The organism is Chitinimonas sp. BJYL2, assembly GCF_027257935.1.
Classification (GTDB): domain Bacteria; phylum Pseudomonadota; class Gammaproteobacteria; order Burkholderiales; family Chitinimonadaceae; genus Chitinimonas.
The window spans coordinates 354,388-377,888 of record NZ_JANZKW010000004.1; the positions used below are offsets into that span (position 1 = coordinate 354,388).

22 protein-coding genes are annotated in these 23,501 nt (G+C 63.7%); 9 read left to right on the forward strand and 13 right to left on the reverse strand.

The features are described from left to right. Positions 1–8 precede the first annotated feature (8 nt). Genes O9X62_RS13705 through O9X62_RS13720 form a run of 4 tightly spaced genes read left to right on the forward strand, consistent with a single transcriptional unit; the run spans position 9 to position 4,238 of the window. Positions 9–3,221: an efflux RND transporter permease subunit gene (locus O9X62_RS13705; RefSeq protein ID WP_269533467.1), complete on the forward strand. Its 3,213-nt coding sequence runs from the start codon at positions 9–11 to the stop codon at positions 3,219–3,221. A 14-nt stretch (positions 3,222–3,235) separates the two neighbouring features. Continuing rightward, positions 3,236–3,445: a DUF2892 domain-containing protein gene (locus tag O9X62_RS13710; protein ID WP_269533468.1), complete on the forward strand. Its 210-nt coding sequence runs from the start codon at positions 3,236–3,238 to the stop codon at positions 3,443–3,445. Between the two features lie 26 nt (positions 3,446–3,471). Then, positions 3,472–3,897, forward strand: coding sequence for a thioredoxin TrxC (gene trxC, locus O9X62_RS13715; protein ID WP_269533469.1), 426 nt, complete (start codon positions 3,472–3,474; stop codon positions 3,895–3,897). 11 nt (positions 3,898–3,908) lie between these two features. Further along, positions 3,909–4,238, forward strand: coding sequence for a rhodanese-like domain-containing protein (locus O9X62_RS13720; RefSeq protein ID WP_269533470.1), 330 nt, complete (start codon positions 3,909–3,911; stop codon positions 4,236–4,238). Between the two features lie 6 nt (positions 4,239–4,244). Here O9X62_RS13720 and O9X62_RS13725 read toward each other — a convergent pair whose 3' ends face one another. From O9X62_RS13725 to O9X62_RS13775, 11 genes are all read right to left on the reverse strand, one after another. Further along, positions 4,245–4,568, reverse strand: a complete 324-nt coding sequence (locus O9X62_RS13725) for a hypothetical protein (protein ID WP_269533471.1) — start codon at positions 4,566–4,568, stop codon at positions 4,245–4,247. 116 nt (positions 4,569–4,684) lie between these two features. Continuing rightward, positions 4,685–5,068: an OsmC family protein gene (locus O9X62_RS13730; RefSeq protein ID WP_269533472.1), complete on the reverse strand. Its 384-nt coding sequence runs from the start codon at positions 5,066–5,068 to the stop codon at positions 4,685–4,687. 53 nt (positions 5,069–5,121) lie between these two features. Next, positions 5,122–5,820 (reverse strand): pirin family protein, encoded by a 699-nt coding sequence (locus O9X62_RS13735; RefSeq protein WP_269533473.1) that lies wholly within the window; start codon positions 5,818–5,820, stop codon positions 5,122–5,124. 93 nt (positions 5,821–5,913) lie between these two features. Beyond that, positions 5,914–6,405 carry a phosphatidylglycerophosphatase A gene (locus tag O9X62_RS13740; RefSeq protein WP_269533474.1) on the reverse strand — a complete coding sequence of 164 codons (492 nt, stop codon included), beginning with the start codon at positions 6,403–6,405 and terminating at the stop codon, positions 5,914–5,916. Between the two features lie 4 nt (positions 6,406–6,409). Further along, complete coding sequence (gene thiL / locus O9X62_RS13745; protein WP_269533475.1) at positions 6,410–7,369, reverse strand: thiamine-phosphate kinase; 960 nt, start codon at positions 7,367–7,369, stop codon at positions 6,410–6,412. A 105-nt stretch (positions 7,370–7,474) separates the two neighbouring features. Continuing rightward, on the reverse strand, positions 7,475–7,960 hold the full coding sequence (nusB, locus tag O9X62_RS13750) for a transcription antitermination factor NusB (protein WP_269533476.1): 486 nt from the start codon (positions 7,958–7,960) through the stop codon (positions 7,475–7,477). A 127-nt stretch (positions 7,961–8,087) separates the two neighbouring features. After that, entirely contained in the window at positions 8,088–8,573 is a 486-nt protein-coding gene (ribH, locus tag O9X62_RS13755; RefSeq protein WP_269533477.1) for a 6,7-dimethyl-8-ribityllumazine synthase, read from the reverse strand. A gap of 71 nt (positions 8,574–8,644) precedes the next feature. Then, a complete protein-coding gene (gene ribBA, locus O9X62_RS13760) occupies positions 8,645–9,739 on the reverse strand; it encodes a bifunctional 3,4-dihydroxy-2-butanone-4-phosphate synthase/GTP cyclohydrolase II (protein WP_269533478.1) in 1,095 nt (364 codons plus the stop codon). A gap of 71 nt (positions 9,740–9,810) precedes the next feature. Continuing rightward, the gene (locus O9X62_RS13765; protein WP_269533479.1) at positions 9,811–11,253 is read right to left on the reverse strand and encodes a 3'-5' exonuclease family protein; all 1,443 of its coding nucleotides are present in this window, start codon (positions 11,251–11,253) and stop codon (positions 9,811–9,813) included. Between the two features lie 109 nt (positions 11,254–11,362). Further along, a complete protein-coding gene (locus tag O9X62_RS13770) occupies positions 11,363–15,331 on the reverse strand; it encodes a translocation/assembly module TamB domain-containing protein (protein WP_269533480.1) in 3,969 nt (1,322 codons plus the stop codon). Beyond that, positions 15,331–17,103, reverse strand: coding sequence for an autotransporter assembly complex family protein (locus O9X62_RS13775; protein ID WP_269533481.1), 1,773 nt, complete (start codon positions 17,101–17,103; stop codon positions 15,331–15,333). The genes O9X62_RS13770 and O9X62_RS13775 overlap by 1 nt, the downstream gene beginning before the upstream one ends. 166 nt (positions 17,104–17,269) lie before the next feature. On the opposite strand from O9X62_RS13775, the gene O9X62_RS13780 reads away from it, so the two are divergent. Continuing rightward, the gene (locus O9X62_RS13780; protein WP_269533482.1) at positions 17,270–17,926 is read left to right on the forward strand and encodes a putative metalloprotease CJM1_0395 family protein; all 657 of its coding nucleotides are present in this window, start codon (positions 17,270–17,272) and stop codon (positions 17,924–17,926) included. A 174-nt stretch (positions 17,927–18,100) separates the two neighbouring features. Next, positions 18,101–19,315, forward strand: coding sequence for an aminotransferase class V-fold PLP-dependent enzyme (locus O9X62_RS13785; RefSeq protein WP_269533483.1), 1,215 nt, complete (start codon positions 18,101–18,103; stop codon positions 19,313–19,315). 40 nt (positions 19,316–19,355) lie between these two features. On the opposite strand, the gene O9X62_RS13790 is transcribed toward O9X62_RS13785, so the two are convergent. Beyond that, positions 19,356–20,495 carry a PQQ-dependent sugar dehydrogenase gene (locus O9X62_RS13790; RefSeq protein WP_269533484.1) on the reverse strand — a complete coding sequence of 380 codons (1,140 nt, stop codon included), beginning with the start codon at positions 20,493–20,495 and terminating at the stop codon, positions 19,356–19,358. 32 nt (positions 20,496–20,527) lie between these two features. Next, entirely contained in the window at positions 20,528–21,496 is a 969-nt protein-coding gene (gene corA / locus O9X62_RS13795; RefSeq protein WP_269533485.1) for a magnesium/cobalt transporter CorA, read from the reverse strand. 322 nt (positions 21,497–21,818) lie between these two features. On the opposite strand from corA, the gene O9X62_RS13800 reads away from it, so the two are divergent. Genes O9X62_RS13800 through O9X62_RS13810 form a run of 3 tightly spaced genes read left to right on the forward strand, consistent with a single transcriptional unit; the run spans position 21,819 to position 23,483 of the window. Next, positions 21,819–22,280 (forward strand): methylglyoxal synthase, encoded by a 462-nt coding sequence (locus tag O9X62_RS13800; protein ID WP_269533486.1) that lies wholly within the window; start codon positions 21,819–21,821, stop codon positions 22,278–22,280. Positions 22,281–22,297: 17 nt separating this feature from the next. Beyond that, a complete protein-coding gene (locus tag O9X62_RS13805) occupies positions 22,298–22,969 on the forward strand; it encodes a DUF4197 domain-containing protein (RefSeq protein WP_269533487.1) in 672 nt (223 codons plus the stop codon). 16 nt (positions 22,970–22,985) lie between these two features. After that, positions 22,986–23,483, forward strand: coding sequence for a DinB family protein (locus O9X62_RS13810; RefSeq protein ID WP_269533488.1), 498 nt, complete (start codon positions 22,986–22,988; stop codon positions 23,481–23,483). The last annotated feature ends 18 nt before the right edge of the window (positions 23,484–23,501 follow it).

A 23,501-nucleotide genomic window follows, 5' to 3' on the forward strand; every position in this document is an offset into this window, starting at 1 on the left:
GAGCCATCATGAGCGACAAGATGGGTATCTCCGGCCGTATCGCCGCCTTCTTCCAGACCGCACAGATCACCCCGCTGCTGGCGCTGGTGGCCTTTCTGCTCGGCGTGTTCGCTGTGCTGGTCACCCCGCGCGAGGAAGAACCACAAATCAATGTGACCATGGCCAATGTGCTGGTGCCCTTCCCCGGCGCCAGCGCAGCCGATGTGGAAAGCATGGTTGCCACCCCGGCCGAGCAGGTGCTGAGCCAGATTGCCGATGTGGAACACGTGATGTCGGTCGCCCGCCCCGGCGTGGCCGTGCTGACCGTACAGTTCAAGGTGGGCGTACCGCGTACCGAAGCGCTGGTTCGCTTGCACGATACGCTGGCCGCCAACCGCGACTGGCTGCCGGCCGGTCTGGGCGTGGGCGAGCCCATCGTCAAACCCAAGGGCATCGACGACGTACCGATCGTCTCGCTGACGCTATGGAGCAAGCAGGCTGAAACCGGCGCATTTGATCTGGAACGCGTGGCGCATAGCCTCGAAGCCGATATCAAGCGCGTGCGCGGCACGCGCGAAGTCACCACACTCGGCGGGCCGGGCCGTGCCATCAATGTGGAGATCGATCCGGCGCGTCTGGCTGCCAGCGGCCTCACCGTGCTCGAACTACGCCAGGTGCTGCAATCAGCCAATCTGGGCTTGCCGGTGGGCGAGCTGGTGGCCGGTAACCGCAGCGTGGCGATCGAAGCCGGCCCTTATCTCAAAGATGCCAAGGAAGTCGGCGAACTCGTCGTGGGTGCGCGCAATGGCCGCCCTGTGTACCTGGCCGATGTAGCCAGCGTGCGTGATGGCGCGATGCCCGTATCGCGTGCCGTCTGGCACGGTGTGGCCGGCAAGGACGGCGGCATGTACCCGGCCGTGACGCTCCAGATCACAAAGCAACCTGGCCAGAATGCAGTGGAGGTGGCCGATGCCGTGATGGCGCGCGTGAGCGAATTGCGCAACACGGTGATCCCGGCGGAGGTCGAAGTCAGCACCACCCGCAACTACGGCGAAACCGCCAACGACAAAGCGCAAAAGCTGATCCAGAAGCTGCTGTTCGCCACCGCATCGGTGGTTGCTCTGGTGTTCTTTGCCCTGGGCCGCCGCGAGGCTGCGATTGTGGGTCTGGCCGTGATCCTGACCCTCACGGTGACACTGTTTGCATCCTGGGCCTGGGGGTTCACGCTGAACCGCGTCTCGCTGTTCGCGCTGATCTTCTCGATCGGTATTCTGGTGGACGACGCCATCGTGGTGGTCGAGAACATCCACCGCCACCAGCAGCTCTACCCCAACAAGACACTGATCGAGATCATTCCCGGTGCGGTTGATGAAGTCGGCGGCCCGACCATCCTGGCCACGCTCACCGTGATTGCCGCGCTGCTACCCATGGCCTTTGTCAGCGGCCTGATGGGCCCGTACATGAGCCCGATTCCGATAAATGCCAGCATGGGCATGCTGCTGTCGCTCGCGATTGCCTTCGTAGTGACGCCTTGGCTAGCAAGGCTTTGGATGCGCTCGGGGCATCATGACGGTCATGACGAATCAGGCATCAATGCCAAGCTCAACCGCCTCTCGCAGCGCGTGTTCTCGCCCTTCATCTACGCCGACAAGGCCGCAGCCAACCGCAAGAAGCTGGGTCTGGGGGTGCTGGCGCTGATCGGCCTCTCGCTGGTATTGCCGGCTGTGGGGCTCGTGCAGCTGAAGATGCTGCCCTTCGACAACAAATCCGAATTCCAGGTGATGGTGGACATGCCCGCCGGCACGCCGCTGGAAGAAACCAACGCGGTGCTGCGTGAACTGGGCGACCACCTCGCCACCGTACCCGAAGTGCTGCACTTCCAGACCTATGCGGGTACGGCCAGCCCCATCAACTTCAACGGTCTGGTGCGCCAGTACTATCTGCGCGCCGGTGGCGACGTGGGCGATATCCAGGTCAATCTGGTCGATAAACACCATCGTGATGAGCAGAGCCACGCCATTGCCAGCCGTGTGCGCCCGGCGCTGCAGGAAATCGGCCGCAAATACGGCGCCAATGTGAAGGTGGTGGAAGTGCCGCCCGGCCCGCCCGTGCTTGCCCCCATCGTGGCCGAGATTTACGGCCCCGATGAAGCCGGACGCCGCAGCGTGGCCAAGTCGGTCCGCGCCGTGTTCAAGAAAACGCCCGGCGTCGTGGATGTGGACGACAGCAGCATTGCCGCCGCGCCGCGCTCGGTACTGCTGGTGGATAGACGCAAAGCCGCGCTATTGGGCGTATCGCAACAAGCCATCGTCGCCACCCTGCGTGCGGGCCTGAGCGGCGATGCGGCCAGCTATCTGCACGACGGCAGCAAATACCCGGCCGCCACCGTGCTGCGCCTGCCCGAATCGGCACAAGGCAACCTCGATACCCTGCTGCAACTGGGGGTGAAATCGGCCAGCGGCAAAGTGGTGCCGGTGCGTGAACTGGTGAGCGTGAGCGACACCCTGCGTGAGCAGCCGCGCTATCACAAGGATGGTTTGCCCGTGGTGTTCGTGGTCGGCGACATGGCCGGCAGGGTCGATAGCCCGCTCTACGGCATGTTCGGCATGCGCGGCGACATTGCCCGCATCACCCCGCCCGGTGGTGGCCAGATCGGAGAGTTCTTCATCCGTCAGCCTACCGATCCCTACCGTGGCTACAGCCTCAAGTGGGACGGCGAATGGCAGGTCACCTATGAAACCTTCCGCGACATGGGCGCCGCCTACGGCGTGGGTCTGATCCTGATCTACCTGCTGGTGGTGGCGCAGTTCGGCTCCTACCTGGTGCCGCTGATCATCATGGCGCCGATTCCGCTGACGATCGTCGGCGTGATGCCGGGCCATGCCCTGCTGGGCGCGCAATACACGGCCACCAGCATGATCGGCATGATCGCGCTGGCGGGCATCATCGTGCGCAATTCCATCCTGCTGGTGGATTTCATCCAGCTGCAGGTCAAACAGGGCATGGACCTGCGCGACGCTGTCGTCAGCGCGGCAGCCACACGGGCCCAGCCGATTGCGCTGACCGGCCTTGCCGCCATGCTCGGTGCGTTCTTCATCCTCGACGACCCGATCTTCAACGGCCTCGCGATTTCGCTGATCTTCGGGATCTTCGTCTCGACCCTGCTGACTCTGGTCGTGATTCCACTGCTGTACTACGTATCGTTCCGGCACCGCGTTGCGGCACCGGCCAACCCTGCTTGAACAAGGAGAACACCATGACTTCCTGGCAAATCGTCCGCATTGTCGCCGGCACCTTCATCCTGCTGAGCCTCGGGCTAGGCATTCCCAGTAGCCCGATCTTCGTTTCGCAATGGTGGCTGGCCTTTACCGCCTTTGTGGGCATCAACCTGCTGCAAAGCGGGCTGACCCGCTGGTGCCTGATGGAAAGCATCTTGCGCAAGCTCGGCATACGCGCGGGCGATTAAACTGCGGGTTTTACGGAGCGTTTCCCATGCATATCGCCTGCCCCTACTGCGGCGCGGTCAACCGCGTACCGACCGAGCGCCTCAACGATGCCCCCAACTGCGGCAAGTGCCATCAGGCCTTGCTGCCACTGGAGCCCGTCTCGCTCAGCGACGCACAGCTGGCGCCCTATCTGGCCAATACCGAGCTACCGGTACTGATCGACTTCTGGGCGACTTGGTGCGGGCCATGCCAGATGATGGCGCCGCAGTTCGAAGCCGCCGCCGCGCAGGCACCGGATATCCGCTTCATCAAGGTGGATTCCGATCAGGCACGGGTAGCGGCCGCCCACTTTGCCATCCGCAGCATTCCCACGCTGATCCTCTGGCACGAGGGCCGCGAAATCGCGCGCCATAGCGGCGTGATGCAGGCATCGCAGCTGCTGGCCTGGGCGCGCGGGCAAATCAAGTATTGAAACGACAAGACATGAACTGGCTGAAAAAACTGATGACGACCCTGAACCCGCCGCCACCCGCCATCCCCGATAACGCGATCCTTATCGACGTGCGCTCGCCGGGCGAATACGCCAGCGGCCATGTGGAAGGTGCGCTGAACCTGCCGCTCGATACGATCCAGTTCCAGATCGGCACGCAGGTGCCCGACAAGACCACACCCCTGGTGCTCTACTGCATGTCGGGCATGCGCTCGGGTTCGGCCGGGGCCATGCTGCAACAACTGGGATACACGCAGATCATCAATGGCGGCTCGGCCGGTGCCGTGTCCATGCAGACCGGCCGCCACATCGTACGCAGTTAAGCGGGACTAAAAGCGCCACCAGCCCCAGAAACCATAGCGCGGCCGGGTTTCCCAGGTATTGAGGCGCTCGTCCTTGCGTACATCGTCGATCTGCGTCTGCTGCATGTAATCGAGCACCGGCTCGGGCAGGCCCTGCTTGTTGAGGCGGATGATGTCACTGGCCGTCAGCCGGTAGGTCGAACGCGTTTCGCGCATCTTGGCGATCAGCGCGTCGGGCGTCACGCCCTCCTTGCTCATGCGCAGCGCATCGTCCACCGACACTTGCGGCGGCAAGGTGGCGCAGGCGCCCAGCAAGGCCAGCATGGGGATCAGGGTCAGGTGTCGCTTCATGATGGTGACTCCGTATCGACGATGGGCAAATCCTAGCGCGAATGCCGCCGGCTTTGAACCGGCGGCGGCGCGTATACACCTGAGACCACCATCAAACCCAAACGTGCCCTAACCGATCAGGCGGCGTGGGTGGCAATCACGATCTGCCCGCTCAGTGTCTTGTGCACCGGGCAGCGGTCGGCAATCTCCATCAGCCGCTGGCGCGCAGCATCGTCAATCTCGCCCACCAGCTCGATGCGGCGGTTCAGGGTGTACACGCCGCCGGCTTCGGTATGGTCGATATGCACGCGCACATCGTCCAGCGCCAGACCCTTGCGTTCGGCATACATGCGCAGCGTGATGGCGGTGCAGGCTGCCAGCGCCGCATCAAGCAACTGGTGCGGATCGGGCAAGGTGCCGTCGCCCAGCGGGGTGTCTGCATCAGCCAGCCAGCGCGCGGCCTCGGCTTCAAGCTGGGTGTGATAGCGGCCGGTGTCGGCCTTGCTGGCGGTAACGGTCATGATGGTTTCCCTTTCGTGATGCTGCGCAGGCGCAGTGGATCGGCAAAGCGGACTCAGGCGAGGTCAAATACCAGCACTTCGGCACCCTGGCCTGCGCTCAACGTCAGTGCGCTTTCCTGGCTCAGGATCGCCGCATCCCCGGCATGCAGTACCACATCGTTGATGCTGAGCTGGCCACGCGCAAGGTGCACGTAGAGCTTGCGGCCTGGTGCCAACGGCAACGTGGCGGTCTCGGCACCCTCAAACAAGCCGGCGTAAAGGCGCGCATCCTGATGGATCAGTACGGAACCATCCGCTCCATCGGGGCTGGCAATCAGGCGCAATCGGCCGCGCTTCTCGGCAGCTTCGAAACGCTTTTCCTCATAGCTAGGCGCAATGCCGGTCGCATTGGGCAGCAGCCAGATCTGCAGGAAGTGCACACCGGCGTCGGATGAGTGGTTGAACTCCGAATGCATGATGCCGCGCCCCGCACTCATACGCTGCACATCGCCGGGGCGGATCACCGAGCCGTTGCCCATGCTGTCGCGGTGGGCCAGCGCGCCGTCGAGCACATAGCTGATGATTTCCATATCGCGGTGGCCGTGCGTGCCAAAGCCACCACCAGGTGCCACGCGGTCTTCGTTGATCACGCGCAGTGCCCCCACGCCCATGCGGGCCGGGTCGTAATAATCGGCAAACGAGAAGCTGTGTTGCGATTTGAGCCAGCCGTGATCGGCGTGGCCACGCTGATGGCTTGGGCGGATTTCGAGCATGACACTACTCCTGAAAAACTGAATGGACAGGTGTCATGCTATCCGGGCATATGGTCAGCAGATAGCGGAATGAATTGAGCCGAACGATCGGATTTACTGAACGAGTGGCGCAAGCCAGTACAACAGCGCCGCAGCGGGTATGGCGGCCAGCGCATCATCCAGCATCACGCCAAAGCCGCCCTTGATGCGCGCATCAAACCAGCTGATCGGCCAGGGCTTGGTGATATCGAACACCCGGAACAATGCGAATGCCAGCGCAAAGCCGGCCAACGTCTGTGGGGCCAGCGCCAGCAGTGGCAGCATAGCGACGATCTCGTCCCAGACGATGGCACCGTGATCGCTCACACCCAGCGCTCTGCCGGCACGGCCGCAGACGGGAATGCCGATCAGGAACAGCGGCAGCGCCAGCAGCGCAATCTGGGCCGGCGTCAGCAAAGTGGCGAGCAGCAGATACAGCGGGATCGCCGCCAGCGAACCCAGCGTACCCGGCGCTTTGGGCGACAGCCCACTGCCAAAACCCAGCGCCACAAAGTGGCTGGGGTGGGCAAGCAGAAAGCGCAGGTCGGGCTGGCGAATGGCGGACATGGGTTCAGGAAAAATGGTTGAAGCCGGTTTGCGGCAAGGGCTGGGGCTGACCGTTGGCATCGAGCAGGACGACGCCCTCGCCAGCTGCCAGCGTGCCGATACGCATCAGCGGCAGGCCCAGTGTATCGGCCAGTACGGCAATCTGTGCGCGTGCCGTGACGGGCGCGCTGAATGCCAGCTCGTAATCATCGCCACCACCCAACTGGGCAGCCAGAAAGGCAGGCTGCGCCAACAAGTCGGCCGAGAGCGGCGGCGTGGGTAGCGTGGCGTGCATCAGCCTCGCTTGCAGCTTGGAGCGTGCCGCGAGGTGGCCGATATCAGCCAGCAAACCGTCGGAGATATCGATTGCCGCATGTGCCAGGCCGGCAAGTGCTTGTCCGAGCGCAAGCCGCGGTTCGGGTCGATCAAGTCGCTGAGCACAGTACTGGCTGTCGGCCGCCGCCAGCGTCAACTTGCCATAGCGCTGTTGCACGGCCAGCGCAGCCGCACCGGTCGGGCCAGACAGCCACAGATCATCCCCCGCTTTACCGGCATCACGCCGCAGCGCCTTACCCGGTGCGACTTCGCCCATGACCTGGATGCTGATGGTCAGTGGCCCGCGGGTGGTATCGCCACCGACCAGGTCCACGCCATGCGCATCGGCCAAGGCAAACAGGCCGCGCGCAAAGCCGGACAGCCAGGTCTCATTGGCCTGCGGCAGCGTTAGGCACAAGGTGAACCAGCGGGCCTTTGCGCCCATGGCAGCAAGGTCGGAGAGGTTCACCGCCAAGCTTTTCCAGCCCAGCGATTCAGGATCGATATCCGGAAAAAAATGACGGCCTTCGACCAAGGTGTCGGTCGAGATGGCCAGCTGCATACAGGGCGTGGGCGCGATCAGCGCACAGTCGTCACCGACACCGAGCACCGTGCCGGGCGTGGCACGGGTGAAGTAGCGCTGGATCAGACTGAATTCGTCGAGGGGCATGGGAGATTCGTAGGGTGCCAATCAGCGCAGCGCATTGCACCAAACGCCGTCACATATGCGGTGCAATGCGGCCTTGGGCCTTGTTGCACCCTACATGCTTGCTGCTCAACGACGCTTGTTGCGACCGGCTTCAACTTCTTCGGGGCGGATGGCAATGGCCAGCTTGTCGAGCACGCCGTTGACGAAGCGGTGACCATCGGTACCACCAAAGGTCTTGGCGATTTCGATGGCTTCGTTGATGACCACGGCGTAAGGCGTATCGAGGCGCTGGGTCAGTTCTACCGTACCCACCAGCAGGATGGCCCGCTCCACCGGGCTGACTTCGGCTTCCTCGCGATCCAGATGCGGGCCGTAGATGGCCTTGAGGATTTCCACATCGCGCACGGCGTTGTAGAACAGTTCGCGGAAAAGGGCTTCATCGGCGCGACCAAAGCTGGTGTTGTTGTCACGCAGGAAGCGCTCGATATTGGCGACGTTATCCCCGGTGAGCTGCCACTGATACAGGCCCTGCACGGCAAATTCGCGCGCACGGCGGCGGGCCGACTTTTGCGGGGTTTTCTTGGCTTCGTTCTGTTCGGGGGCTTGGGTCATGGGGTATTCCTGTTCCTGAGTGTAGCGGCACACTCTTGTAGGAGCGGCTTCAGCCACGCGGGCTGGTTAGTTGCATACGGGATCCGGCGCGGCAATCACTGCGGCTACCGGCCTGTCTGTGGCGTGCTTACAGGCGGAAACGGGTACGCAAGGCCTGCTGCAAACGCGCCATTTCCACGGCGACACGGGCAGCATCGGCGCCCTTTTCCTGCATGCGTACCAGCGCCTGATCATCGTTTTCGGTGGTCAGGATCGCGTTGGCAATCGGAATGCCGGCATCGAGCCCGACCTGGGTGACGCCCGAACCGGATTCGTTGGATACCAGTTCGAAATGATAGGTCTCGCCACGGATTACCGCACCCAGCACCACCAGCGCATCGAACTGGCCGGACTTTGCCATGGTCTGCAAGACCAGCGGCGCTTCCAGTGCACCGGGCACTGTGGCCAGCAGCATGTCGGCCTCCAGCACGCCCAGGCGCTTGAGCTCGTCGCGGCAGGCGGTGAGCAAACCTTCGCACACATCGGAGTTGAAGCGGGCCATGACGATGCCCACCTTGAGGCCAGTGCCATCATGGTTAGGGGCGATTTCGGGCAGATGATCAAAATGCGGCATGGCAGAGCCCACTCGTAGGTCGTTGAAAAAAGGGCAGAATTCTAGAGGTCTGCCGTGGATCGGTCAAAAATTCAAGGCTCCAGAAAGCCCGTCACTTCCAGCCCGAAGCCCGCCATGCTCGGCATCTTGCGGGCCGGGGAGAGCAGCTTCATCTTGCCCACGCCCAATGTGCGCAGCATTTGTGCGCCCACGCCATAGGTGCGTAAATCCCATTTGGTGGGGTTGTTCAAGCCCAGCTCGGGCAGCGCGCGGGCCAGCAGATCGTCACCGGTTTCATCACGGTGCAGCAGGATCACCACGCCGCTACCGGCTTCATTGATGGCCTTGAGGCTGGGGTAGATGCCCCAGCTATGGCGAGTCTGGCCGGCGTCCAGCCAGTCGATGACCGACACGGGCTCATGCACACGCACCAGGGTTTCCTGATCGGCGCGGATATCGCCCTTGACCAGCGCCAAGTGCGTGGCCGCCCCGCCCTGTTCGCGGAAAGCCACCATGCGGAACTCGCCGGCCGGCGTCTGCACCATGCGCTCGCCGGCTTTATCGACCAGCGATTCGGTGCGGCTGCGGTACTGGATCAGGTCGGCAATCGTGCCGATCTTGAGGTTGTGTTGCTGGGCGAACTCAAGCAGCTCGGGCAGGCGGGCCATCGTGCCGTCGTCGTTCATCACCTCGCAGATCACCGAGGCCGGCAAACCACCGGCCATGCGAGCCAGATCACATCCGGCTTCGGTGTGACCGGCGCGTGCGAGCACACCGCCCTCACGTGCCATCAGCGGGAAGATATGGCCAGGCTGGACGATATCGGCGGGTTTGGCATCGCGGGCCACAGCAGCTTGCACGGTCCGGGCGCGATCGGCGGCCGAGATGCCAGTGCTGACGCCTTCGGCGGCTTCGATGCTCAGTGTGAAGTTGGTGCCGTGCGATGCGCCGTTCTTGCTCACCATCAAGGGCAGGTTCAGCTGCTTGCAGCGTGCTTCAGTCAGCGTCAGGCAGATCAGGCCACGCGCGTGCTTGGCCATGAAGTTGATTGCCTCGGGCGTGACATGCTCGGCGGACATGACGAGATCACCTTCGTTCTCGCGGTCTTCGTCATCCATCAGGATGATCATGCGGCCGGCGGCAAGTTCGGCAATCAGCTCGGGAATCGGGGAAATGGTGGCGGGCATGGCGTGGCTCGGTGTGCAATGCCGGAGCAGATGCTGCCCGGCGCACCCGTTTTCAAGTCGGGAAGTCCCGATTATAAGCCCTGCGCGCCATCCGGGCCGCCCAAAGCAATGATCTCCAGCTCCGGGCCGGGTTTGAGATGCTTGGTCAGCAGCTTGTAGGTATCCAGATCGAACACTGGTTTAGGCGGGTGTTCGATCAACTCAGCCAGTTCGGCCTCGCTGCGCACGGTGCCCAGATGGCACCAGTGATCGATCAGGTGGATATCCGCGCCCGTGCTGGCCGCGTTGACTTCCTTGACGGCAATCATGCCGCGATACGGCCAGCTGGCGAGCTTGAGCCGTGCGAGCACGGCGCAGGCACGGGCCTGATGCGTCAGTAGCGGCTCCTTCCCCACGCAGGCACCCCGGCACTTGCCGATCTGCATGCCGAAACACGGCGTACCCGCACGACGGCTGGCGCGCTCCAGCCCCAGCGCCACCATGCAGAGCTTGTTCACCTCAGCGAGCTTGCGCAGCGTGTTGGTGGCCTCGCGCTGGCTGGTGTACAGGCCGAAAAGATCGTTCTGCCGGCCAAAGTCCAGATCACGGCCATACACGAGCTCGGGCTGCGCGCTGCCATCGGCATTGGGTTGATAACGCCAGGCGCAAAGGTCGGTATTGCGGCGCAAACGCTGGTTGTGCGTAGGCTGCTGCTCCTTGATCAAGCGCGCTTCCAGCAGCAGCGCACCGAGCTCGCCAGCCGTATCGATCCAGTCGATACGGGTGATCTGCTGGGATATCCGCATCTCTTTGTGGGCGCGGGTATCGGCCGCAAAATGGGAGAGCACACGCTTCTTGAGGTTGTTGCTCTTGCCGATATATAGCGGCAAATCGTTCTCGCCGTAGAACAGGTACACGCCATGGCTATCCGGGATGTCATCGAGTACATCGGGGTCCAGCCCCGGCGGCAGGCTGGGCTGGCGGCTGATGCCTTCGAGCGCGGCATCCAGCTCATCACGCGGCCGCTCGGCCTTCATCTTGACCAGGAACTGGTAGATCAGCTGCGCATCGGTCAGCGCCCGGTGGCGCTCGCCGCTGACGACCAGGCCATTGCGCTCGGACACCGCATCCAGATTGTGTTTGTACTCGCCCGGAAACAGCTTCTTGGAGAGTTTGACCGTGCACACTACGCGCGATTTGAAATCCAGCCCGGCGCGCTTGAACTCATTGCGCAAAAAGCCGTAATCAAAGCGCGCGTTGTGGGCCACGAACACGCGGCCCTGCAAGCGGGCGAGCAGATCGGGCGCCAGCGTAGCAAACACGGGCGCGTCGGCCACCATGGCGTCGCTAATGCCGGTAAGCCGCGTGATGAACGGCGGGATCGTGGTTTCAGGGTTGACCAGCGAACTCCACTCGGTGGCAGTGTTGCCATCCCACTCCACGATGCCGACTTCGGTGATGCGATCGCGCTGGGCGTTGGCCCCGGTGGTTTCGAGGTCGACGAAGACAAAGGGTTGGTCGAGCAGGCTGGGCATGATGATGCATGGGGTGAGCGAGTGAGGATTGTCTCACGTCCTTGGGGCACTACCGACGCGCTCGCTGTGTTCAGGCATCAGGGCCGTTGCCAGTAACCTTGCTGCGCCCTCAGTCAAACGTCCACGAGTACAGCACATCCACCGAGCTGGTGAGACCCGTGGTCAGCGCGACCGATACCCGCCGCGTCAGCTGGTAACTGAGCTTCACCGCATAGCCCACGCCATCGAGCGACTGTTCGTAGCTCACATAGGCACGATCCGACAAACGCTTGCCCAGGCTCACCACCCGCCCCGCCAGGGCATTGCCGGCGGCATCGGTCTTACTGGTATCGGTATAGGCATCCGAGCGGCCCAGGCTGATGTCGTCGAGCCCCAGCTTACCCGCCATTTGCTGACGCAGACCCACTGACTCGCCAGCCGACAGCAAGGCATCCGCCGCGGTAATCAGCAAATCGGCGTCCCCTCCGCCGCTGGCCGAACCCCGGCCCAACACCAGCCAGGAGAGCTTTTCTGCGTCGGTCATGCCGCTGTCGGAAGTCAGCGATACGCTCGGTGCGCGGGCGGTACCGAGTATCTTCACCCCCACCACCACCGGCAGGTTCTTGCGTTCGGCCAGAATGTCGAGCGCCGGATTATCGAGCGGCCCCTGAAAGGTCAGAATGCCGCGGGTGATGGCCAGATTCTGGCCGTAAGCGGCATAGCGGCCTTCCTCCACATGCAGTGAGCCACTGCCACCCAACGATTGCTTCGGGCTGGCCGACATGCGTACTGATCCGGACAAACGCGCGTCCAGACCATAGGCCTTGAAAACGAAGCGGTTCCCCAGATCGAGGTCCAGCTTCAGTGTCAGCGGCGTGGGTTTGGGCTTGGGTCTGGTTTGCGAACCGCGACCCAGCACGATCACATCGTCGCCGAGCACGGCCGCGCTGCTCTTGATCTGCTCGATATAGCCTTCGTCCGCAGTGAGCTTACCCGTCAGCGTGAGTGCCTCGCCCAGCACGCCCAAGCTGGTGTTGCCGGAGACCACCAGGTTACGGTCAGGCCGGCTCAGCACGGCAAAGTGATCAAACTTCACTTCCAGCGCGCCTTCGGGGCCGGCATCGCGCAGGGCCATGCGGCCTGCTCCGGTGAGGCCGCCCTTGCCCGCCTTGAGCGAGAGCGTGGCGAGCTGTGCGGTGTCACCATCGAGCGTGGCTTCGACCTTGCCTTCGTGCCAATGGATGCCGGCATCCGGCATGCGCACTGCCACATCCTGCGCATTGAAGCGGCCAAACCAGCGCGGGACAGCATTGCTGCCACTGGCACTCATCTCGGCCGCGAGCTTGCCCTCGACCTTGGCGGTAGGGCCCAACAGCGGGCCTATCCACGCCAAGGAGGGCATCTCGGCCTGCAAACGGCCTTCCAGTGCCGCAGCGGGCTCGGGGCGCCAGCCCGCGGGGGTGCGCTCGAACCGGGTCGCAATCCGGCCCTTGGCCCAACCAAACGATTCGGATTGCAGATCCAGCGCAAGGGCGGCCAGATGGCCCGCCAGATCCAGCTGGACCCGTGCGTTGGCCAAGCGCAGCGGCATGGGTTTGACGCTGGGGTCCTCCACCCGCAGGGCCAGATCGCCGGCTTCGCGCTCCACCACCAAGTTGCCCGATAGCGCTTTGTCGCCCTGCAGATCAAACCGCGCAGCCACCACCAGATCGGTATCGACACGCCGGGCCACATCGGGGAAACGCTTTACCCACTCGGCCAGTGCAAACGCACGCAACTCGCCCTTGGCAGCAAACTGCCCACCCTGCCATTCCAGACGGCTGATGCGCAGATTGCCGCCAAGTATGGTCGCGTCCAGCCCGGCCAGGCTGCCACCACTGGTCTGCACCACCAGTTGCGCCGGGTTCGCGAGCTTGATCGGCCAGTCGCCACGGCTATCAAGCTGCTCGACGCGGCCGCGCCAGGTGTGCTGATCCAGTGCACCTGCAGCACGGATACGGACATCAATGGCTTGCCCCGCCAGCGTGCCGGTACCGTCCAGCTCTGCCAGATGGGCCGCCTGGGTGCCAGCAATGCCAAAGCGCGCGCGCGCCAGCGTGAGTTTGGGGGCCTGCAGGTTGTCGATGCCCAGCCGCAGGGTCAAGGGGCTGTTGGCCGGCTTGTTCGGGCTGGCATCGAGTCGCGCAGCCAGCTCCGCATGTGCCAGCGTGACCTCGCCGGGCAGCTTGAGTTTGTCGCCCCGCGCCGTGCCCTCTATGGTGGGGCGGCGCAAGTTGCCCGCCAGCGTGAGTTGCGCCGTGGCGGCTCCGCCAAAACCGGGGCCCAGACCGCCGATATCGGGCATCTGGATATCCACCTTCAGCTGATCGCCCTTGCGGCCAAAACCGCCCTGCAGATTGAGCCGATTGGGACCCAGCACGGCGGCCACGGCCACATCCTGCAGCACCTCGCCGCGCAAGGTGGCCGTCGCCTGTCCCGACAGAGGCTGATCGTTGAAGCGGCTGGGCGTCAGCACCAGCTTGAATTGCCCACCCACTGGCGCCCCAAGCTGGCCACTGGCCGAGAGCGTGGCACCGATACGCCCGGAGGCAATCCGGTGGCCAGCCAGCGTGCTCAGGGTGGCGGGATCAAACTCCTTGATCTGCCCATCGAGCACGAAGCGGCGCTTGCCTGCGAGACCGAGTTCCCCACGCAGACTGACTTCGCCACGGGCGCCATCGCGGTTCGCCAGCAGGCGCACACTCTCCAGTTTGAGCAGACGCGCGGCGGGATCGGTGCCACGCAAGGCGGCATCGAGCACCAAGCGAAGCTGGGCGTCACCGATATCGGCCTGGAACCTGGGTTGCGCTGGTGCCCCCTGCACGGCAATCTTGCCGCCCAGCACCATGGGGGGCGCCCCGAACTGGGCGAGGTCGATGGCCTCCAACAGCGCATTGAGCGCGAGTTGATCGGTGCCGGCCGTGCCACTGAGACTGAGCCGGCCACGCCCTAGCCGGGCATCAAAGCGCTGCAGCGTCACGCGGGCGGGGTCAAGTTGTAGCCGTGCGTCGATGCGTTCCAGCGGCAAGCGTTCGCTCTGCAGGGGGCCGGCCAGCGGATTGCGCAGCGCAATGTCTACCCGCACCTGCTCGGCCGCGGGGTTGGCCCCGGGTTGGGCCTGAACCTGTAGGTCGAGCGCGGTGCGGGGCAGGCGCGGGGACAGCACGCGCAGATCCATGGCTTCGGTATCGATACGGCCCGCCTGCAGCAAGCCCAGATGGCTGCTGGCAAACGGTCTGAGTGTGAGATCCATCGCGCCACGGAATGGTTTGGCGCCCTGCGGACCGCCACTGGCTTGGGCCTTGAGTGCCAGCCGCTCCAGGCTGCCACCCAGTGAGGCCGCCAGCTGCCAGGGCGCATCGCTGGCCGTGCCTTGCAGACCCAGATGGCCCCGGATGGCAAATGGCCGGTGGCCATCGAGCCGCAACTGGCCGCTGGCGGCAAACCAGGGGGTTTGCGTCGCGTCGAGCCAGAGCTGGTGATGATCGCCATCGCTCTCGGCGCGCAAACGCGTGGACCCCAGCACAGGATGCTGATCCACCATCAGGCTGACCAGTGTGGCGGATTGCAGCCTGACGCTTAACGGGAGCGCCAGGGAGTCGGGCACCACCGTGGGTTCATGGCTGGGCCGGGTGCGGATCGCCATGGCGCCCAGCGCCAGTTCGTGGACACGCAACTCCCCGCCCAGCAGGGCCAACGGTTGCCAGCGCAAGCGGGCGCTGTCGAGCCGGACATCGGCACTGGCGGTGCGGACACGTATATCCAGAAGCACCAGATCGCGCCACAGGCTGCCCTGCACTTGCGCCACGCTGAACGCCCCACCCGATAGCTGGCCCGCCAGCGCAAACAAGCCACGTGTACCGGTAGGGCTGGCCGCCAGCAGGATGAACGCTGCGAGGCCACTTACCAGCATGAACAGCAATAGCTCCAGCCACACCGGCCCGAGGCGGAAACGCCGCGAAACCGCTGCCGGTGACGCAGCTTGCCCTGTCTGACGCGAAGCCGTGCGCCCGGCCAGATACTGCCGCCACCTTGCCCGCAAGGCATGCAAGCCGCGCATCAGAACCCGGCCCCGAGCGAAAAGTGAAAGCGCAATTTGCGCTCATCCAGGCCATAGCCCAGATCTAGCGCCACCGGTCCCACCGGGCTGGCCCAGCGCGCCCCGACGCCCACGCCTTTGACGGCCTTGAACTGCAACCAGTCATAGGCTGCACCACCCACATCGGCAAACACGGCACCACGCCACTTGCCCACGATGCGGTGCTGATATTCCGCGCTACCCGTGGCCAACACCCGGCCGCCGAGCACGGCACCACTGCCTTCGTCGCGCGGGCCGAGGGATTGGTAGGCATAGCCACGCACCGAACCCGATCCGCCAGCACGGAACAGCCAGTCGGTAGGGATGGAGGCCGTGCTGTCGGTGAGCACCTGCCCGGCCTCGCCACGCAACAACACCAGACCCGCTTCGCCCAGCGGCGTATACCAGGCGGCACGCCCCCACGCACGCACGAAGTTACTGTCCGACAGCAATGCTTTGGCTGCTCCGCCAAACTGCCAGCTCAGCAGCATGCCGCGGCGCGGGTCATTCGGTACATCCAGTGCATTGCGGGTCCAGGATTGCGATAGCACCAAGGCGGCGTTGCGTTCAGCCGGCAAGCCCTGGATGTATTCGTTGGACAAGGTGTATTGCAAGGCCTGAGTGACTTCAATCCGGCCCTTGAGCCGGCTGCGTTGCGTACCGAGGGTGCGCGTCGTGGTGATCAGGCCGGATACATCTTCACGGTTCAGTTTGAAACTGGCGCCGTAGCGATAGGCATCATCATCAGGCGGCAATTGCACCCCGGCGTTGAAGGTCTGCTCACGCTGCTGCAGCTTCACCCCCACATCGCCTATCCAGCCACGGCCGCGCAGATTGTTGTCGCGCAGGGCCAGACTGGTGCGCGGGCCTTTGTCGGTGTCGTAGCCGATACCGGCTTCGGTCTTGTAGCGCGGGGCCTCGGTGAGTTCGACGCGTACCGGCACGTTATCGGGCTTGGCTGGATCAATCGGCACATCCAGGAACACATTGGAGAAGTACGGCGTGTTCTGCAGCGCGGTCTGGAAATCCAGCAGCTTCTGCTGGCTATAGGGCTCCCCCGGCGCAAAGGTCTGCAAGCGCTCGACGAGCACGCGCGGGTACTGCTTGAGGCCGTTGATCTCGGTCTGCCCCAAGGTGAAACGCGGACCGGAGTGATAGACCACCGAGAGTTCGGCGGCGTCTTTGTCAGGGTCGATGCGCGCCGTGCTGTCGGCAATGCTGGCCGCGGGGAAGCGGTCGATGACCATGGCCTGCAGGCCGCGCCGCTTGGCGGCATCCCAATCGGGCTGGGTAAAGTAGGCACCCATGGGCAGCGGCCACACTTCGAGCAGTTCGGCCCAGCGCGGCTGGAAATCAGGTTCGTCGCGGATCGGGCCTTCCACGCGCACATCCACATCATGGATCAGCGCCTGCTCGCCGGGGATGACCTTGAAGCGCACGCGCAGACCTTGGCCCTCGGTGACCATGCGCGATTCGATCTTGGGGCGGAAATAGCCCTGCGGCGCCAGCAGGGTCTGGATTTCAGCCGGCGTGGCTGCATAGAGGCGATCCAGCTGTTCGCGATCAAGATAATCACTGCCCTGCCAGCGCACGATGCCGAGGTTATCCTCCAGCAAGGTATCGAAATCGCCGGGCGCATCGATATCCACCCGGTAGTCGAGTCCGGCCGCAAGCAGCGGAGTGCTCAGCAGCGCGGCGATCAGCAAGGACAAGCGGGAAGTTTTGGGCAGCACGATGGGCAGTGTAGCGAGCATGGCTGCGGCCGTCATTGCATGACGTTCGCTGCCAGCCCCGGGGCAAGTCAAAACAAGGATTTATGCGACATCCGGCGTTTCCAGCCCGGATATATTCGCCGTAAAATCGAGCTGTCGGCGCAACTGGCTGACACTCGGACCGACCCTGCACTCTGACCAGACCATCATGAACATCGCCGGTTCCACCAACTCGCTCTACACCACCGCCCGGCTGCACACGCCGGGTTGTAGCTGCTCGCTGTGCAGCCCGGCACCGGTCGACACCGCCAGCAAGCTCGAAGAACCCGGCAAGCTCAGCACCGAAAGCACCCGCGTCAAACTGGGTAGTGAACTCTCGTCCGAGGAAGAACAGCAGATCGCCAAGCTGCGCGCCCGTGATCGCCAGGTGCGTCAGCACGAACAGGCACATATGGCTGCCGCCGCAGGTTTGGCCGTATCCGCCCCCAGCTATACCTATCAGCGCGGGCCGGATGGCGTCAGCTATGCCATCGGTGGCGAAGTCAGCATTGATGTTTCGCCGGGCCGCACGCCCGAAGAAACACTCGAAAAAGCCCAGCAGATCGAGCGCGCCGCGCTGGCACCCAAAGATCCCTCGGGCCAGGATCAGGCTGTGGCCGCGCAAGCCCGGCAGATGGCGCAGGAAGCGCGCATCGAACTGAGCACGCAGGACAAGGAAGAGGCTGGCGCAGCCAACGCCGACCCAGCCTCGACGGCCTCGGCATCAGCGCAACAAGACGACACGCGCAGCAATCGCGCCAGCCGGGCCTATGCCGCGCAGCAATCCCCCACCCTTCAGCCCTCGCTGATCAGCGCCTACGCCTAGCTTCACGGCGCGGGGTGCAATGCGCTGTGCTTACTGCGCCCTATTCGAATCGCACCTGCCCGAACGTCTCTACCCTGTTCGTCGTTGTCGCACTCGGTTAGGCTTGTGCCTACCCGAACAACCCCTGTGCACCTCGCCACCCGCGATCCCCGCACCGATCCGCAAGCGCCCACCATGACCGCCGCCCTCCAGACCGCCCTCGCCGCTCTTGGCACCGCCCCGCTCACCGAAGCCAGCCTGCGCGAGCACATTCATCGGCTGTTCCAGCGCGTGCTCAACCAGGGCCCCAAGGAGACCTACCTCGCCAATCACTCACTGGGCCGCCCGCTTGATGCGATGGCGAGTGACCTGGCCGAAGGCGCCGCCGCTTGGTACAGCCGTCTCGACGACGCCTGGATGCCCTGGTGGAACGAGATGACGCACTGGCGGACCAATACCGCGCAACTGCTGGGCGCGGCCCGCCCCGACTGCATCGTGCCCAAGACCAGCGCCGGCCAAGGCCTGCGCGCCGTGCTCAATCACTACGACAACACCCCGCGCGTGCTGAGCACTACGGGAGAGTTCGACTCCATCGACCATATCCTCAAGCAGTACCAGGCGCGTAACCGCGCCGAGGTGCAATGGGTCGGCGCGCGCGACGATGGCCGCTATGCGGTGGATGACCTGATCGCCAGACTCGATGGCATCGACCTGGTCGTGGTGTCGCACGTGTTCTTTGCCACCGGCCAGGTGCTGGCCGACGTGGAGAAGCTGATCGATGCCGCGCACACCGCCGGTGCCCGGGTGATGCTGGATCTGTATCACAGCTATGGCGTAATCCCCGTCGATATCGCCGCACTGGGCGCCGATTACGCGATTGCGGGCAGCTACAAATACCTGCGCGGCGGGCCCGGTGTGTGCTGGCTGTACGTGGCACCGCAGCATCTGGCCGATGGCGCACACACGCTCGATACCGGCTGGTTCGCCAAGCGCGAGCCGTTTGCCTATGCGCGCCCCGTGCCGCCCGAGTTCGCCGAGGGTGGCGATGCCTGGATGGAGTCCACCTTCAATCCGCTGGGGTTCTATCAGGCGCGCTCGGGTCTGGCGCTGGTGAGTGGTTTGGGCGTGGCTCGGTTGCGCGCCTATTCGCTGGCCCAGAAGCGCGCGTTATCCGCAGCACTGGCTGCGCGTGGTATCGACCACTTCGGTGCTGATGCAGCTTACGGCGCCTATGTGACGATCCCGCATGCCGACCCGATGGCACTGGCCAAGCGCCTGCACGCGGCCGGTATCAACGGCGATGCGCGCTCTGCCGGGCTGAGGCTGTGTCCGGATATCCTCACGACGAGCTCGGATATCGAGCACGCCGCGACCGTTCTGCATCGGGTATTGGCTCAGCCCACGGCGTAGGGTGCAATAAGGCCTCCGGCCGCGTTGCCCCTTTAAGGCCTCAGTTCGCCTGCGGACTCACCCGCAACACGCTGCCCTTCGCCTCATCGGTCAAGAGATAGATCAATCCGTCTGGCCCCACCCGTACATCGCGAATGCGCTGCTTGATCTCGGTCAGCAAGCGCTCCTCACTCACGATGCGCGTGCCGTCGAGCTCCAGTCGCGCCAGCATCTGGCCGCGCAGGCCGCCCACCAGCAGGTTGCCGCGCCACTTCGCGAATGGCTGGCCGCCATAAAACGCCATGCCCGATGTGGCAATGCTGGGTACCCAGTAATGCAGCGGCTGTTCCATGCCGGACTTGGTGGTGCCCTCGCCGATCTTGGCGCCGCTGTAGTCCACGCCCCAGGTAATCACCGGCCAGCCGTAGTTACGCCCGGCTTGAGTCAGATTGACCTCATCGCCACCCTTGGCGCCATGCTCGTTCGTCCACAGCTGGCCGGTTTGCGGATGGATGGCCGCGCCTTGCAGGTTGCGGTGGCCGTAGCTCCAGATCTCGGGCAATGCGCCCTCGCGCTTCACGAAAGGGTTGTCGCTGGGCACGCTGCCATCGCTATTGACGCGGATGACCTTGCCCAGATGGTTATCGAGTGTCTGCGCCCGCTTCTTCTGGCTGTAACGATCCCCCGTTGTGATGAACAGCTTGCCATCGGGTGCAAACGCCAGCCGCGAACCGAAGTGCAGTGCCGAATCAATCGCAGGTTGTTGGCGGAAGATGACCTTGACCTCACTGAGGCCGTTGTCGCCCAGCTTGGCGCGCAGCACGCTGGTGCTGTTGGTCCTGCCGCCACGAGGTTCGGCAAAGCTCAGGTAGACGGTGCGGTTCTGCGCAAAAGCCGGGTCCACGGCCACATCCAGCAAGCCGCCTTGTCCGGTGACGGCAATGGCCGGCAGTCCAGCAAGTGGCGTGGAAACCTTGCCATCCTTGTCGATCAGGCGCAGGCGGCCTTCGCGCTCGGTGACCAACATCCGGCCGTCCGGCAGGAAGGCGGCACCCCAAGGGTTGGCGAGACCCTCCGCAAAGCGTTCCACACGCAGCGCGTAGTGCTCGCTCTTCAGCGTAGCGAGCGTTTCGCCAGCCATTGCCGGCAAGGCGGCGCCCAGCAGGCACAGGCTCAGCAGGTGATGGGTCCAGGGTTGCATGATCAGCTTTCGAGGAGGAGACGAGCGGGCAATCAGATCCAGCCCGCGCGGCGGAAACGCAGGTAGAGGGCAAGGTCGATGACGACCATCACGGCTAGCGTGATCGGATATGCGAGCGGTTGCTTGAGTTCCGGCATGTGCTCGAAATTCATGCCGTATACCCCGGCGATCATGGTCGGCACCGCAAACAGGGCGGCGTAGGCGGCGAGTTTCTTGCTCACGGCCGAGTCATCAAGCGAGATCATGGCTAGGTTCACCGAGATGGCGGTGGTCAGCATTTCGCGCAGTGACTCAGCAGAGCGGACGATGCGTTCTAGGTGGTCGTACACATCGCGGAAGTATTCCTGCATGCCCATGCACACGCCGGGCACGCGGCCGCCATCGAGATGCGATACGGCCTCCAGCAGCGGCGAGGCAGCATGGTTGAGCTTGACCAGCTTGCGCTTGAGCTCGTACAGCTCTTCTACATTGAGCCGGCCCTGGCCTTGGCGCGAGAACAGCCTGTCCTCAATCGCATCCAGCTCGGTTTCAAACTGGCTGATCACGCCGAAATAGCGATCCACAATCGCATCCAGCAAGGCATAGAGCACAAAGCCCGAGCCATGCTGGAGCAGTTCCGGCTCACGCTCGCAACGCTCGCGCACGTTCAGGAAGCCCATGCTGGAGCGGTTGCGGATCGACAGGATGTAGTTCTTGCCGACAAAGATCGCCACCTCACCCACTTCCAGCTCGGCCTCTTCCACATGCAGCGCATGCACCACGCAAAACAGCATGTCGCCGTATTCCTCGATCTTGGGGCGCTGGTGGCCGTGGCGCGCATCTTCCACCGCGAGCGGATGCAGATCGAATTCTTCGGCCATGGTGGTGATTTCATCGGGACTCGCGTCCTTGAGCGCCACCCAGACAAAACAATCGGGCTGGGTGAGGAAATCACTGATGTCCTCGACGGGGATATCGGCAATCTTTTTGCCGGCGCGGTAGGCAGCGCAGTTGATCAGCATGGCCAGTCCATTAAAGAAGAAGTGCTTATTCGTTTAACTCTCGAGCGTCAGCGAGGCCCTCGCGGCGGCGATGCCCAGAGTTCTTGGCGCTTAGCGCCTGGAACCTGGTCCATGCACCGCTGGCGAGGGGGGGTGGAATCAAATAGCGATAACACATGGATTCCCCCCGGCTCTCAAAGCACCCGGCTTTGCCGGGTGGGGCGCTGCGTTTCCGGATTACCAACCCGTCCGCATAATCTTCGTAGCGAGAATTTGCCTGCCTTCAGCGCAGGCTATCGGTAATATCGTTTCAGAACGCCATCTTAGCCCAGCCGGAGTCTTCATGAGCCTGATCTCCCTCCCCATGCAAGCTACCAAGCGCATCGCCTTGGTTGCCCACGACAATATGAAAGCCAACCTGCTGGAATGGGCGCGCTACAACCGGGGCTCGCTGAGCCGTCACCATCTGTTTGCCACCGGCACCACGGGTAGCCTGATCGAGCGCGAGTTGAGCCTGCCGGTCAAACGCTACGAGAGCGGACCGCTGGGCGGTGACCAGCAGATCGGCGCGGCCATCGTCTCGCGTGAAGTCGATTTCCTGATCTTCTTCTGGGACCCGCTCGAACCCCAACCGCACGACCCCGACGTGAAAGCCCTGCTGCGTATGGCAGTGGTATGGAATATCCCCATGGCCTGCAACCGCGCCTCGGCCGATTTCCTGATCTCGTCCAGCCTGCTGGATACGCCGTATGATCGACTGGTGCCTGATTACCGCGGCCACCAGCAGCGTCCTGTCAAAGTCTGAATCCGGAGCCTCACACCATGCGTACCCTGCTGATCACCCTGCTGGCCCTTTGCCTGCCCGCCCAAGCTGGCGGACTGGATGCGCTGAGCGACAAGGATGCCGCCTCCGGCCTCAAGGAGGCACTGGTACAAGCCGCCGGCGTGGCCGTGGGTCAGCTCGATCAGAACGATGGTTTTCTGGGTAATGAACAGGTGCGCATTCCCCTGCCCGAGCGCCTGCAAAAAGCAGAGAAGATGCTGCGCAAACTGGGCATGAGCAAACAGGCCGACGAGCTGATCACCAGCATGAACCGCGCTGCCGAAGGTGCAGTCAAGGAAGCCAAGCCCATCCTCGTCGATGCGGTCAAGAAGATGAGCTGGCAGGATGCCAAGGGCATCCTCACCGGCGGTGACAACGCCGCCACCGACTACTTCCGTCGCACCACCAGCGAGGCCATCGCCGCCCGCTTCAAGCCGGTAGTGCAAAAGGCCACCGCCAAGGTTAAAGTCGCCCAGCATTACGATGCCTACGCGGGCAAGGCAGCCAGCCTGGGTCTGATCCGCGCCGAAGACGCCAATCTGGATGACTACGTCACGCGCAAGGCCATGGACGGCCTGTTCCTGATGATCGCCAAGGAGGAGCAGCAAATCCGCGCCGACCCGATGGGTCAGGCCAGCAAGCTGCTCAAGAAGGTATTCGGTTCACTCTGAATTCGCGGAGCACATCATGTCCAGCACCCTCATCTCGCTGTTCGGCTTCAAGACCTGGGCGCAGACCGAGCTGTTTGAGGCCGTCGCGACACTCTCGGCCGAGCAGTACGCCGAGGCCCGCCATACGGCGATCCGCATCCTCAACCATATTCATGTGGTGGACCGCATCTTCGTCGGCAATCTGCAAGGGGTCGCACACGGCTATACCGCGACCAACACCCCCGAAACGCCCGAGTTGGCCGCTTTGCAGCGTGCGGCCAACGAGACCGATCGCTGGTATCAGGACTACGTGGCCCGACTCAGCCCCACCGATCTGGCCCAGCCAATGCGCTTCACCTTTACCGACGGCGACGCTGGCACGATGACGCATGAGGAAATGCTGCTCCATGTGATCACCCATGGCGGCTACCATCGCGGCGCGGTGGGCCGCATCCTTGCACAGTGCGGCGTTGCGCCGCCGCGCGAGCTGTATACCAAGTTCCTGCATCAGTCCGAGCCGCAGCGTCGCGGCTGACGCACCAAGCACGCCTCT